Consider the following 12,631-nt stretch of genomic DNA (forward strand, 5'->3'; position numbering starts at 1 on the left):
CACGCTGTTATCCCGGGATGTTCCGGCGGAGGGTGCGGGGCTCTAGAAAAATCCATACTAAGCGAACGGCTATCATCCTTTAATTACAGAATAGTCGTATTCCATCCGCAGTAAAGGCCGCAGGAGCGTAACGACGCCGTGGCCAGGGCGTGGTAAGATCACCCCCTTTATCGAGACCCGGCGAGAACAGAACGAGGCGCGATGAGTTATCAGGTATTGGCACGGAAGTGGCGCCCCAGCCGCTTCCAGGAGATGGTGGGGCAGGAGCATGTCCTGAAAGCGCTGGTCAACGCGCTGGATGATGACCGGTTGCACCACGCCTACCTTTTTACGGGTACCCGCGGGGTCGGTAAAACATCCATCGCCCGGCTGTTTGCCAAGTCGTTGAACTGTGAGACCGGCGTATCCTCTGAACCCTGTGGCCAATGTACGGCCTGCCGTGAGATTGCCGAGGGGCGGTTTGTCGACTTGATCGAAGTTGACGCGGCCTCCCGGACCAAGGTGGAAGATACCCGTGAGCTGCTGGAAAATGTTCAGTACGCGCCCACACACGGGCGTTTCAAGGTTTACCTCATCGACGAGGTCCACATGCTCTCCGGCCACTCCTTCAATGCGTTGCTGAAAACGCTTGAAGAGCCGCCGCCCCATGTGAAGTTCCTGTTGGCGACCACTGACCCGCAGAAGCTGCCGGTGACCATTTTGTCGCGTTGCCTGCAGTTCAACCTGAAAAACCTGGTGCCTGAGCGGATCGTCAACCATCTGCGACATGTGCTGGAGGCGGAGTCGATTCAGTTTGAAGACCCTGCTCTGTGGCTCCTGGCTCGTTCGGCTGATGGATCGATGCGCGATGCGCTGAGTCTGACTGATCAGGCGATCGCCTATGGCGCAGGTGTCGTTAACGAGTCCGATGTGCGGGCCATGCTGGGTACCATCGATCAGCACCTGGTCTACGCCATACTGGATGCCGTGGCACGCCAGGATGGTGCTGCGGTGATGAATGTATGCGCGCAGCTGGCCGAGTTCTCGCCCGACTATGGCAGCGTGCTGGCTGAGCTGATCAGCTTGTTGCACCGGGTGGCGTTGGCACAGGCGGTGCCCGACGCAGTCGACAACAGCCTGGGTGATCTGGAGCGGGTGCGTGAGCTGGCAGCCGGTATGCGCGCTGAAGATACTCAGCTGTACTACCAGATTGCGGTTATGGGGCGTAAAGACCTGCCCTATGTGCCTCATGCGCGGGAAGGGCTGGAGATGGTTCTGCTGCGCATGCTGGCGTTCCGGCCGGCAGGTGCAGCTGTTGCCAAAAAGGCTCCGCCGGCTGAAGTAACATCAACTGCCGCCGGTAACGCCCATTTAGCCGACAACGTGCCCGCTCCAATGCCCAAGCCGGAAGCGGTGCCTGAGCCAGAACCAGAGCCTCCCAGGCAGGAGCCCAAGCCTGAACCTGCGATCAACACGGAACCACCGGTTGAGCCTCAGCCGGTTGAGCCAGCGCCCGTTTATACGCCCGGGCCTGCTCAGCCGGCGATGGTGCCTGATTCTCAGGAGATGCCGCGCTATGACGAGCCGCCTCCCTGGGATGAGTACGAAACCTCAGCCCCGGTATCGCGGCAGGCCGAGCCGGCGCCGGAGCCTGTTGAGCCTCCGGTAAAAAAGCCTGAGCCACCGCCCGCGCCGCCGTCGGCTCCGGCGGTGGAGAGCGAGAAACGCACACTGGCTCAGGAAACCGATGATCTGCCCGTGGAGCTGTCGGCGTTGAATGAGGCCCATTGGGTCAGTTTGGCGCTTGCGTTGGGGCTGAGTGGTATGACCGACAGTCTGGCGCGTGCCCTGTCTCTGGAATCGGTCAGTGCAAGCGGTCTGTGTTTCCACTATACCGCCGAGCAGGAGGCGATGCTGAACCAGACTCAGCGCGATCGTATTGCCGCGGCTTTGAAAGAGCGCTTTGGCGATGCGATCGATGTCACGTTTGAGCAGGCACCGCAAACTCGTGAAACGCCGGCTCAATATCTGGCGCGGCGCAAGGCTGAACGGCAGGCCGAAGCCGTGGCGTCAATGAAAGCAGACCCGCTGGTCCAGCAGATAATCGACCAGTTCGGGGCACGTATTGAAGAAGAATCTGTCACACCCATAGATCCAAATTAAGTAAAGAGGTTATCCGAGATGATGAAGGGTATGGGCAACATGGGCAATTTGATGAAGCAAGCCCAGAAAATGCAGGAAGAGATGCAGAAGGCTCAGGAAGAGATCGCCAACGCCGAAGTAACCGGCGAGTCGGGCGCGGGCCTGGTCAGCATTGTGATGAACGGTCGTCACGATGTGAAAAAAGTAAACATCGATGACAGCCTGCTGGAAGAGGAGAAGGAGATTCTGGAAGATCTGGTTGCCGCTGCGATCAATGACGCGGTGCGCAAAGTCGAACAGGATACTCAGGACCGTATGTCCAAAGTGACCTCCGGCATGGGCATGCCGCCCGGCTTCAAGATGCCGTTCTAACCATGGCGTTCAGTCCTCTGCTGCAAGAGTTGATTACATCGCTGCGCTGCCTGCCCGGCGTCGGTCCCAAGTCCGCCCAGCGTATGGCGCTACACCTGCTTGAGCGCGACCGTGAGGCTGCGCAGCGCCTGTCGCAGGCGCTGGTCGACGCCGTGGAAAATATCGGTGAATGTACTCAGTGCCGGACGCTCTCGGAAGATCCGGTTTGTGAGATCTGCGCTGATGAGTCCCGGGATCGTTCCCTGCTGTGCGTGCTTGAGTCACCGGTGGATATGATGGCGGTGGAGCAGACCGGCGGCTACAACGGCATCTACTATGTCTTGAAAGGCCATCTTTCGCCGATTGACGGGATTGGGCCTGACGCGCTGGGCATCGATGCGCTCGTGGAGCGGGTCAACAACAGCGACGTGCAGGAGCTTATTCTCGCCACCAACCCAACGGTGGAGGGGGAGGCGACTTCCCACTATATAGCTGAGCAGTTCAGCGGTGAGCCGTTGCGTATCACCCGAATCGCCCACGGTGTTCCCGTGGGTGGCGAGTTGGAATTTGTCGATGGCGGGACGCTCGCCCATGCCTTTGCTGGTCGACGTGTATTGCTCAAGGAGTCTGAATGAGCGAGGCAACCCCCTGGGATTGGCGTGTACTGGAAGCATCGGCCGATGCACCCTGCTGGATTCGAGATAGTGCGACGCTGGCGCAGTACTGCGCTCAGTGGCGGGCGTTGCCGATGGTGGCGCTGGATACCGAGTTTATGCGCACCGATACCTTCTACCCCAAGCCGGGCTTAATTCAGTTAGCGGATGAAACCACCTGCTACCTGATAGACCCGCTCTGTATTGAAGATTTCAGTGCATTTTCGGAGCTGATGGCTGATAGCCGTGTACTCAAGGTGATACATGCAGGCAGTGAAGACCTGGAACTGCTACTCAACAGTTTTGGCGTACTACCAGAGCCGATGTTTGATACCCAGGTTGCTGCTGCGTTTGCTGGCTGGGGCTTCAGCATGGGGTTGCAGCGTTTGGTGGACCATGCGCTGGGGGTTCAGATCGGCAAGGCGGAAACCACCTCGGACTGGCTGCAGCGCCCGCTGACACCTCAGCAGGAGCATTATGCGGCCCTGGATGTGGCCTACCTGCCCAGCATCGCTCTGCAGTTAAAGGCGGACCTTGAGAGTAAAGGTCGTCTGGAGTGGGTTCTGGAAGAGTGTGCTGAGCAGCGCCTGTCGGTTATTGATACAGATCCGGAAGGCTGGAGCTACTACCAGCGCTTCAGTCAGGTCTGGAATATACCCGATGTGAAGCGCGCGGGCTTGCGCGACCTGACGGCCTGGCGTGAGCGTACGTGCCGGGCGCGTGATATTCCCCGCAACCGTCTGTTACGTAACCAGCACCTGCTATCGATCGTAAATCGTTGGCCTCTGACGCTTGAAAGCCTGGCGCGGGTGCCTGAACTGCGTCGTCGCGTGGTCAAAGACGACGGTGAGGCGATACTGGCCTGTTTGTTGGGTGCCGATGAATCAGCACAACGTAATCCGCCTGAGCCCATCGTGCGTCCGCTACACTATGCATGGAATAAGCGAATTAAAGCGCTGAAAGCGATCGGTCGTGAAGTGGCCGAAAGAGAGGGCATCGCTCAGGAAGTATTGTTGCGTAAACGCGATATCGATGCACTGATTCAGTCACGCACAGAGGCTGGCAGTTATGAACTGCCGCGTAGCTTGTCTGGCTGGCGCAAGACTTTAGTGGGTGATCGCCTGCTGGAGAAGCTGAACGCGTTTGAAAACGAGAATTAAGATGAAGATTTGCAGTATTTACAAAAGCCCCAAAAAAGATGAGATGTACCTCTACGTTGATAAGCGGGATGGCCTGGCCCGCGTACCGGAAGAGCTGCTGGAGCTGTTTGGTAAACCGGTACATGCCATGGATATGCCGATGAAGGCTGATCGTAAACTGGCGCGCGTGGATGCGAAGAAGGTGCTGGAGGGCATCACCGAGAAGGGCTACTACCTGCAGATGCCACCCCCCAAGGAAGAGTACATGCTGGACCTGTTCCGGAATCGACCAGAAACCGGTGTACGCTGATGGCACAGGAAGTCTTCTGGCGCCGTAAATCGCTAAACGAAATGACCGCCAGCGAATGGGAATCGCTCTGCGATGGTTGCGCGCTGTGCTGTTTACATAAGGTTGAAGATGAAGATACGCAGGAGGTGTTTTACACCACCGTGGTCTGTCATCTGCTTGATCTGGAAAACTGCCACTGCACCGAGTACGAGCGCCGCTGCGAGTTGGTACCATCCTGCATAAAACTGCAGCCCAGGGATGTGGAGTCATTCGATTGGTTGCCGCCCACCTGTGCCTATCGGCTGATTCACGAAGGTAAAGACTTGCCGGAATGGCACCCGTTGGTGAGCGGTAAGGCGGACAGCGTTATCAAATCAAACGCATCGGTTTTGAGCGTCTACGAAGTGCGTGATAACGAAATTCACGAAGAAGAACTGATTAACTTTGTAGTGGAGTAATGGGATTTTCCCGGCATCCTCCTTACGGCTCCTGCCGGGCTACGGCTATCTGTTACCCAAACACCATCCCCAGGTAGAGTGCGTTAATCTGCTCGCCCCAAAGAATGGCGATCCATCCCGCAATTGCCAGATAAGGCCCAAACGGCAGCGGGTTGGAAGCCTCATGGCGCTTGGCGGCCATCAAAGCAAACGCAAGAATAACGCCCACCACGGACGATAAAAGAATAGTCAGCGGTAAAACCTGATACCCACCCCAGGCACCGATGGCTGCCAGCAGTTTAAAATCCCCATAACCCATCCCTTCCTTGCCGGTGAGCAGCTTAAAGGCCCAAAACACACTCCAGAGCACCAGATACCCGGCGGCTGCACCATAAACGGCATTCTCAAGGCCAGTGAAAACGCCCTGGCTGTTTAGCAGTAAGCCAAGCCAAAGGAGGGGAAGGGTAATCTTATCCGGCAGTAACTGATGGTCGATATCGATAAAGGTAAGCGCGATCAAGCTCCAGGTGAGCAACAGTAGCGCAATGCCCTCAACGCCCAATCCGTATTGCCAGCCGATAAAGGCGCCGAGTAGCCCGGACAGCGCTTCAATAGAAGGATAGCGGGCCGAGATCCGGGTGCCACATTGACTGCAGCAGCCCTTGAGAACCAGAAAGCTAATTACCGGGATATTCTCAAACCAGCGGATCTGATGGCCGCATTTATTGCAGCGTGATGCAGGTACCGCAAGATTAAAGCGCTCTTGGTGTTCCTCAGTCGCCTGGCCGGTGTCTGCGAGCCATTCCCGCTCCATCATCACAGGCAGGCGGAGAATGACCACGTTTAAAAAACTGCCAACCATCAGGGCGAAGAACAGCCCGACAACCAGTGCAAAAAGACCCGGTTCGACCAATAGCGCCATTAAACCACGTTACCCAGCTGGAAGATCGGCAGATACATGGCGATAACAAGGCCACCCACAAGAATACCGAGGATTGCCATGATCAAAGGCTCCAGCAGACTGGACAGGTTATCAACGGCGTTATCAACGGACTCCTCGTAGAAGTTGGCCACCTTATCCAGCATCATATCCAGCGAGCCGGATTCTTCACCGATGGAGACCATTTGTACCACCATAACGGGAAATACGCCGGACATATTAATCGCGTTAGTCAGCGACTGACCGGTGGATACCCCGTTTCGGATTTGCAGCGTTGCGTTACGGTACACCACGTTACCGGCTGCACCAGCCGTAGAGTCCAGAGCCTGAACCAGCGGGACGCCGGCTGCAAAGGTCGTGGCCAGAGTTCGGGCGAAACGAGCGACAATCGCTTCGTTAATGATAGGACCAATAATCGGAAACTTCAGGATCCCGCGATCGATAGCATTTCTGAGCTTTTCCGATCGTTTGAATGTGTAACCAAACCCAAAGCCAAATGCGACAATGCCTAAAAGACCTATAAACCAGTAGTCCTGCGCAAACTCAGATAAACCTATAACCCATAACGTAAAAGCCGGTAGATCGGCGCCGAAGCCCCGAAATACATCATCAAAAACAGGAACAACTTTAACCAGCAGAATAGCAGTGACTATGATTGCAACGATAATAACCGCGGTTGGATAGGTCAGCGCTTTTTTGATTTTTGCTTTAAGGGACTCAATTTTCTCTTTGTAAGTAGCCACGCGGTCCAGCATGGTCTCTAGCTGACCGGAGGCTTCACCGGATCGAACAAGACTGACAAAGAGGTCATCGAAATAGAGAGGATGCCGGGAAAGTGCCGTGGAAAAATCTGTACCCCCAGATACATCTCCTCGGATATCGTAAATCAACTCTTTCAGTTTGTTTTTTTCAGCACCCTGGCCAACGATATCCAGCCCCTGAATCAGCGGGACACCTGCTTTCATCATCGTTGCCATTTGCCGGGTAAAGAAGGCGATATCCAGCGGCTTGATGGGTTTGTTGCGTTTGCTGCCAAGGCTTAGGGAGCTTTCTTTTTTGACCTTGTTAGGGTTGATGCCCTGCTTGCGCAGCAAGGCTTTGGCGGAAGCGATACTTTCAGCGTCAATTTTGCCTTTACTGTTATTGCCGCTTTTATCTTTCCCTTGCCACTCAAATGTCTTTCGACTGGCTTCCTTGGTTTTCGTTGCCATAAATGGGCCCTGTTGTTAGCTCGCCTGCTGCTGTCAGTTAAACTTTAATTACCCGGTTCATCTCTTCCAGGCTTGTCAGCCCAGCAGCGACTTTTAACAAGCCGGATTGGCGCAGTGTCTTGAAGCCCTGTTCGCGGGCTACCCTGAGTATATCCAGTGAGTTGCCGTTTTCCATAATGCACTCGGCAATCTCCGTTGTCATCACCAGCATCTCGTAGATCCCCACGCGGCCCTTGTAGCCCCGGTTGCACTTGGGACAACCGTCGTGGTTGGGCTCAAACAGGTGCAGGTTTTTAATCTGGTCCGGCTTGAACCCCTCCTCAAGAAGCGCGGCTTCGGGTATCTCCACCGGGTTCTTACAGCTCTCGCACAGTCGTCGAGCCAGGCGCTGAGCAATGATTAGACTCACCGAGGTGGCGATGTTAAAAGCCGGAACGCCCATATTGCGCAGGCGGGTCAGGGTCTCCGGGGCGCTGTTGGTGTGCAGTGTGGAGAGTACCATATGACCGGTTTGAGCGGCCTTGATCGCGATTTCCGCTGTTTCCAGGTCGCGGATCTCACCCACCATCACCACGTCCGGGTCTTGTCGCAGGAAGGAGCGCAGGGCTTCGGCGAACGTCAGACCAACCTTGGGGTTTACGTGAACCTGGTTTATCCCCTCCATATTGATCTCAACCGGGTCCTCCGCGGTGGAGATATTGCGCTCTTCCGTATTAAGGATGTTCAGGCCGGTGTAGAGGGTTACCGTTTTACCTGAACCGGTCGGGCCTGTAACCAGCACCATCCCCTGAGGCCTGTTCAGAGTCCCCATGTAGATCTCCTTCTGGTCCGGTTCGAAGCCGAGCGCATCAACACCAATGGTTGCGCTGGTCGGGTCCAGGATACGCAGTACGATCTTCTCACCCCAAAGCGTTGGCAGGGTGTTCACACGAAAATCGATGGCGCGTTTATCGGAGACCTTAAGCTTTATACGGCCGTCCTGCGGGATACGTCGCTCGGCAATATCCATGTTGGACATAACCTTAAGTCGGGCGGATAGCCGCGAGGCCAGATTGGTCGGCGGCTTGCTCACTTCCTGCAAAATGCCATCGATACGGCAGCGGACACGGTAGGCTTTTTCGTAGGGTTCAAAGTGAATATCGGAGGCACCATTACGAATCGCGTCGAGGAGAATTTTATTGATAAACCGAACAATGGGCGCGTCGGAAGCGGCTTCCTCTGCCGTCTCCTCCTTTTTCTCTTCTTTTTTCTCGTCTAAATCAAGGTTATCAAGGTCTTCATCATCCAGTTCTTCCAGCGCTTCACTGCCCGCGTCGAGGAAGCTTTCAATACGGCGGACCAGCTTGTCCTGCTCGACAATGACCGCCTCAGTAGTCACGCCGGTATGGAACTTGATCTCGTCCAGTGCCTGAAGATTGGTAGGGTCCGATATAGCAACGAAAAGCCGATTCTGGCGTTGTATCAGTGGTAGCGCACGGTGTTTGCTGATCAGGTGATCAGAGATCACGCCTTTCGGAATTACTTCGGAATTGAATGCGTCCAGATCGAGCAGGGGCAGCCCAAACTCAAGAGACGCGGCGTTTGCCGCCCGGTGGGCACTGACCAGCCGCTGGTTGATGATGTAACTGACGAAGGACTCATTGGCCTCTCTTGCCGCATTTTGCGCCTCCATGGCGACGTCGGCTGAGAATATCCCGTCGTTAACAAGCCGTTTGGCCAGGCCGCTAAGTGGTTGAAATCCGTTTGACAACTGCTTTACCTTAAGCTTCGAGCGATGCGATCAGATCACGAATCCAGCGTTTTAGGTACTCTATAGCAGCGCTTCGCATCAGGCAAATGGCAAGGCAGCGCCAAGCGCCGTATCATGATCTAAAACAACTGTTTCAGGCACAATTATGAGTGAAGTTTCGGGGCGATGCCATGAGTGATACGCGAGACTGGCAGGCTTTGAATCTGTTTAACCTCTATCGCGTTGCGCTCAGTGGCTTCCTGGTCCTGCTGTCGTCCAATGTCTACACACCCAGTGGATTCAACCCCTGGGCGCCCAATCTCTTTTCCATCTGTGCCCTGGTCTATTTTGCACTCAGCCTGATTTCTGGCTTGAGTATTCAGCGACGTGAAGCACCACGTCAGCTTCTTTTCAGGGTGCAGATCCTGATCGACCTCGTGCTGCTCTGTTTACTGAGTTTTGCAATCGGCAACCCTACGGACCCATTCGGCTATCTCCTGGTGATACCGGTGGCCTTTTCCGGGTATTGGCAGCCGGGGCGTATGACCCAGTTTTATTCAGCGCTGGCGATACTGGGATTGTTGACGGTGGTCGCACTGCATGCGTGGTTTGGCGCACAGGGATATTCAGCGCTCCATTTGGGGGCGCTTGGTGCGGTGTTGCTTGCTATTGGCCTGATCAGTGGCCTGGTTGGCAGCAAAGTCGCGGAGTCACAAAGCCTGGCGCGGGAGCGGGAGCTGGACCTGGATACAGTAACGGAATTGAATGCCACGGTTGTCAGGCATATGGAAGATGGCATGTTGGTGATTGATAATGCGGGCTATCTTGTCCTGATGAATCCGTCCGCCGCCCGGATGATGGATCTTCCCGAAAATCTCAGGTTGCCCGTAGATATAAACCAGCTGTTACCGCGTCTTCAGCAACACCTCAATAACTGGCGTACAACGGCTGATACAGCGCCGGTGCTGATGGGGGGGATTTTCATTCAGTTTGCGGCCATGGGACGCGGAAGGCATCAAAAATTTCTGGTTCTTCTCGAAGATAAGGAAGTACAGAGCCAAGCGTTACAGAAAGAAAAACTCGCTGCACTCGGCCGCCTGACGGCGTCATTGGCCCATGAGATACGAAATCCGTTGGGTGCCATTAGCCAGTCTGCTCAGCTGTTGGCGGAGGCCCCGGCGCTGGATGCCGAAGACCAGCAACTGCTCACCATTATTCAAGGTCAATCCCGCAGGCTGAACACGCTGGTAGAGGATATCCTAAAGCTCTCGAGACAACGCACCGCTCATGAAGTCGACATCAGCCTGGCGGATTGGCTGGGTATTCTGGTTGATGAATGGCGACGCACTTGGCCGGACTTGGTGCAGTTTCTGGAGTTATCCGTAGGGGCGGAGTGCCGCCAGCTCAGTGTGAGCTGTGATCCGGGGCAGGTCCGGCAGATTATCACGATCTTGCTGGAGAATGCGCAGCGCCATGGGGTGGTAGAAGGTCAGCGTTTAAAGCTGGAAATTTATGTGGGGCGGCTGGACTACAATGCCGCCCCTTATATCGAAGTGAAAGATAACGGTCCCGGTATTCCTTCGGAGAGGCAGGGGGAAATCTTCGAACCTTTCTTCACTACCCATGGCAGTGGTACCGGGTTAGGGCTGTTTTTGGCACAGGAACTCGCATCGGCAAACCATTGTACCTTACGATATAGTGATAATCCGGAAGGCGGAAGTTGCTTCCGGCTGAATTTTCCGATGGACCGACCAATGAAAAAACGTTATGACCCAGAGTGACGGCAAGCAAGGGCGTATCCTGATTGTCGATGATGAGGTAGACCTGCGCTCGCTCCTGCAAATTACCTTTAAGCGGATGGGCCTCAGTTCGGTGGCCGAGCCGGACCTGCATTCGGCACGAGAGAGACTAAAAAAGGATCAGTTTGATCTGTGCCTCACCGATATGCGGCTACCGGATGGGCGGGGGATGGAGCTGGTGGAGGAGATTCAGCAACGCTATCCACACATGCCGGTGGCTGTCATCACGGCGTTCGGGAATATGGAGCTTGCTGTAGAGGCGCTGAGAGCGGGTGCGTTTGACTGTGTCAGTAAACCGGTAGACCTGGAAGTACTCCGGGCATTGGTGAGCAGAGCGTTAACCGTTGAAAAAAGCCCTGCCGTAAACGCAAGCCTAAGTGAAGAAAGGCTCGTTGGCCGTTCACGGGCTATGCGGGCACTTAAGGAACGCATCGACAAACTCGCCCGTAGCCAGGCCCCGGTGTGTATCAGCGGGGAATCGGGTACCGGGAAAGAGGTGATTGCTCGTGAGATCCATGCGCGTGGGCCAAGGGCAGACAAGCCTTTTATTCCCGTTAACTGCGGAGCGATTCCTGCAGACCTGATTGAGTCAGAATTCTTTGGCCATCTGAAGGGGGCGTTCACAGGTGCAAGCCAGCCCAGAAGCGGTTTTTTTCAGGCGGCGGAAGGCGGCACCCTGTTTCTGGATGAAATAGCCGACATGCCGCTGCCCATGCAGGTAAAGCTGCTCCGAGCTATCCAAGAGCGACGTATACGCCCGATAGGAGCAGAGAAAGAGCTCCCAGTCGATGTTCGGATACTTAGCGCCAGTCACAAGGCGCTGGATCGGGAAGTGCGAGAGGGCCGGTTTCGTGAAGATCTTTATTATCGGATCAACGTTATCGACCTGCACGTGCCGCCCCTGCGTGAGCGCCCCGAGGATGTTGAACTGCTGACCGAGCGAATACTGGCCCAACTGGCTGGTGTTTACGGTCAGAGCTTCGAGTTGACGGAGTCCGCGAGAAGCGCGTTGGTGGTGCATGACTTCCCCGGCAATGTGAGGGAGCTGGAAAACATCCTGGAGCGTGCCGCTGCGTTGTGCGAACACAGTAAAATAGAAGCGGAAGACCTGGGGCTGAGTGAGGAGTCGCTATCTCGACCCGGCAAAAACGCAGAGCCACGCGAAAATTTGGCCGTGGAGCTGAGCTTGGACGATGAGGCGGGCCCGGATAACGAGCTCGAACTAATTACAGAGGCGCTGGAGGCGCGGCGCTGGAACCGTACAGCGGCGGCGAAGGACTTGGGGTTGACACTACGTCAGTTAAGATATCGCATGAAAAAGTACCATATCGACTAAGCAACACTGACATGAATCAAACGGCAGTTTGTCAAATACTGACGAAAGGCGTGACAAAGTGTCAGGGTTTGCCATATCCTGAACAGCGGTAAGGGTGGTAAGCGCCGAAATTAAGGGGTTCCAGGTGGTTGGCACCTAAATTGCTTAATCCAATTTGGATTTAAATGGATTTCAACTCGCTGGAGAGATGAAAATGATGAAGAAGACACAACAGGGTTTTACCCTCATTGAATTGATGATCGTTGTAGCGATCATCGGTATCCTGGCTGCAGTGGCTCTGCCCGCCTATCAGGATTATACGAACAAGGCAAAGGCATCAGAAGTTGTTTTGGCTGCAAGTTCTGCGCGTACGTGTATCACTGAAATCGTACAGTCTGCTGGTTCAGGAGCGTCTTTGAGTAGTTGTGCAAGTGGTTACCAGGCTACTCAATACGTGGCGAGTCTGTCTATAACCGGTTCAGGCGTCGTTACAGCAAAAGGTTCTTCAGAGTTTGATGAATCACTCGAAATTGTGCTGACTCCTTCAATGTCGACCTACCATATTGAAAAGTGGACATGCTCTGGCACCCCAACAAAATGGATGCCTGGCTCTTGCCGCGGTTAATTTCTGAATAATTTTGATTGCA

Annotated in this window: 12 protein-coding genes; 9 read left to right on the plus strand and 3 right to left on the minus strand. The window is 55.0% G+C overall.

Features of this window, described 5'->3' with window-relative positions; all coding sequences use genetic code 11:
- Window positions 1–201 precede the first annotated feature (201 nt).
- From dnaX to G403_RS0100330, 6 genes are read left to right on the plus strand one after another with little or no spacing between them, the layout of a single operon-like run.
- Entirely contained in the window at window positions 202–2,142 is a 1,941-nt protein-coding gene (gene dnaX, locus G403_RS0100305; protein ID WP_027852225.1) for a DNA polymerase III subunit gamma/tau, read from the plus strand.
- An 18-nt stretch (window positions 2,143–2,160) separates the two neighbouring features.
- The gene (locus G403_RS0100310; RefSeq protein ID WP_027852226.1) at window positions 2,161–2,493 is read left to right on the plus strand and encodes a YbaB/EbfC family nucleoid-associated protein; all 333 of its coding nucleotides are present in this window, start codon (window positions 2,161–2,163) and stop codon (window positions 2,491–2,493) included.
- 2 nt (window positions 2,494–2,495) lie between these two features.
- Window positions 2,496–3,107, plus strand: a complete 612-nt coding sequence (gene recR / locus G403_RS0100315) for a recombination mediator RecR (protein ID WP_027852227.1) — start codon at window positions 2,496–2,498, stop codon at window positions 3,105–3,107.
- On the plus strand, window positions 3,104–4,285 hold the full coding sequence (rnd, locus tag G403_RS0100320) for a ribonuclease D (RefSeq protein WP_051298291.1): 1,182 nt from the start codon (window positions 3,104–3,106) through the stop codon (window positions 4,283–4,285). The genes recR and rnd overlap by 4 nt, the downstream gene beginning before the upstream one ends.
- 1 nt (window position 4,286) lies before the next feature.
- The gene (locus G403_RS0100325) at window positions 4,287–4,574 is read left to right on the plus strand and encodes a YcgL domain-containing protein (RefSeq protein ID WP_036231914.1); all 288 of its coding nucleotides are present in this window, start codon (window positions 4,287–4,289) and stop codon (window positions 4,572–4,574) included.
- Window positions 4,574–5,011, plus strand: coding sequence for a YcgN family cysteine cluster protein (locus G403_RS0100330; protein WP_027852230.1), 438 nt, complete (start codon window positions 4,574–4,576; stop codon window positions 5,009–5,011). The genes G403_RS0100325 and G403_RS0100330 overlap by 1 nt, the downstream gene beginning before the upstream one ends.
- 52 nt (window positions 5,012–5,063) lie before the next feature.
- Here G403_RS0100330 and G403_RS21600 read toward each other — a convergent pair whose 3' ends face one another.
- The 3 genes from G403_RS21600 to pilB are packed head-to-tail and all read right to left on the minus strand — an operon-like array spanning window position 5,064 to window position 8,891.
- Complete coding sequence (locus G403_RS21600) at window positions 5,064–5,912, minus strand: prepilin peptidase (protein ID WP_036231917.1); 849 nt, start codon at window positions 5,910–5,912, stop codon at window positions 5,064–5,066.
- Window positions 5,912–7,141 carry a type II secretion system F family protein gene (locus G403_RS0100340; RefSeq protein WP_027852231.1) on the minus strand — a complete coding sequence of 410 codons (1,230 nt, stop codon included), beginning with the start codon at window positions 7,139–7,141 and terminating at the stop codon, window positions 5,912–5,914. The genes G403_RS21600 and G403_RS0100340 overlap by 1 nt, the downstream gene beginning before the upstream one ends.
- A gap of 37 nt (window positions 7,142–7,178) precedes the next feature.
- Window positions 7,179–8,891, minus strand: coding sequence for a type IV-A pilus assembly ATPase PilB (gene pilB / locus G403_RS0100345; protein WP_027852232.1), 1,713 nt, complete (start codon window positions 8,889–8,891; stop codon window positions 7,179–7,181).
- 170 nt (window positions 8,892–9,061) lie between these two features.
- Between pilB and G403_RS0100350 the strand changes: the two genes are divergently transcribed.
- The 3 genes from G403_RS0100350 to G403_RS25740 all read left to right on the plus strand — a co-directional run bounded on the left by G403_RS0100350 (window position 9,062) and on the right by G403_RS25740 (window position 12,609).
- Window positions 9,062–10,651, plus strand: coding sequence for a sensor histidine kinase (locus tag G403_RS0100350; RefSeq protein ID WP_027852233.1), 1,590 nt, complete (start codon window positions 9,062–9,064; stop codon window positions 10,649–10,651).
- The gene (locus G403_RS0100355; RefSeq protein ID WP_027852234.1) at window positions 10,638–12,005 is read left to right on the plus strand and encodes a sigma-54-dependent transcriptional regulator; all 1,368 of its coding nucleotides are present in this window, start codon (window positions 10,638–10,640) and stop codon (window positions 12,003–12,005) included. Before G403_RS0100350 ends, G403_RS0100355 begins: the two co-directional genes overlap by 14 nt.
- Window positions 12,006–12,198: 193 nt before the next feature.
- Window positions 12,199–12,609, plus strand: coding sequence for a pilin (locus G403_RS25740; protein WP_425411685.1), 411 nt, complete (start codon window positions 12,199–12,201; stop codon window positions 12,607–12,609).
- Window positions 12,610–12,631: the final 22 nt, after the last annotated feature.

Source organism: Marinobacterium litorale DSM 23545 (assembly GCF_000428985.1).
In the GTDB taxonomy this organism is placed as follows: Bacteria; Pseudomonadota; Gammaproteobacteria; order Pseudomonadales; family Balneatricaceae; genus Marinobacterium_D; species Marinobacterium_D litorale.

Bases quoted from the DNA above. Each gene is read 5' to 3' on its own strand.
- G403_RS21600 (WP_036231917.1), bottom strand. From the start codon at position 5,912: ATGGCGCTATTGGTCGAACCGGGTCTTTTTGCACTGGTTGTCGGGCTG.
- G403_RS0100350 (WP_027852233.1), top strand. From the start codon at position 9,062: ATGAGTGATACGCGAGACTGGCAGGCTTTGAATCTGTTTAACCTCTAT.
- G403_RS0100340 (WP_027852231.1), bottom strand. From the start codon at position 7,141: ATGGCAACGAAAACCAAGGAAGCCAGTCGAAAGACATTTGAGTGGCAA.
- G403_RS0100325 (WP_036231914.1), top strand. From the start codon at position 4,287: ATGAAGATTTGCAGTATTTACAAAAGCCCCAAAAAAGATGAGATGTAC.
- rnd (WP_051298291.1), top strand. From the start codon at position 3,104: ATGAGCGAGGCAACCCCCTGGGATTGGCGTGTACTGGAAGCATCGGCC.
- G403_RS0100355 (WP_027852234.1), top strand. From the start codon at position 10,638: ATGACCCAGAGTGACGGCAAGCAAGGGCGTATCCTGATTGTCGATGAT.
- G403_RS0100310 (WP_027852226.1), top strand. From the start codon at position 2,161: ATGATGAAGGGTATGGGCAACATGGGCAATTTGATGAAGCAAGCCCAG.
- G403_RS25740 (WP_425411685.1), top strand. From the start codon at position 12,199: ATGATGAAGAAGACACAACAGGGTTTTACCCTCATTGAATTGATGATC.
- G403_RS0100330 (WP_027852230.1), top strand. From the start codon at position 4,574: ATGGCACAGGAAGTCTTCTGGCGCCGTAAATCGCTAAACGAAATGACC.
- recR (WP_027852227.1), top strand. From the start codon at position 2,496: ATGGCGTTCAGTCCTCTGCTGCAAGAGTTGATTACATCGCTGCGCTGC.
- dnaX (WP_027852225.1), top strand. From the start codon at position 202: ATGAGTTATCAGGTATTGGCACGGAAGTGGCGCCCCAGCCGCTTCCAG.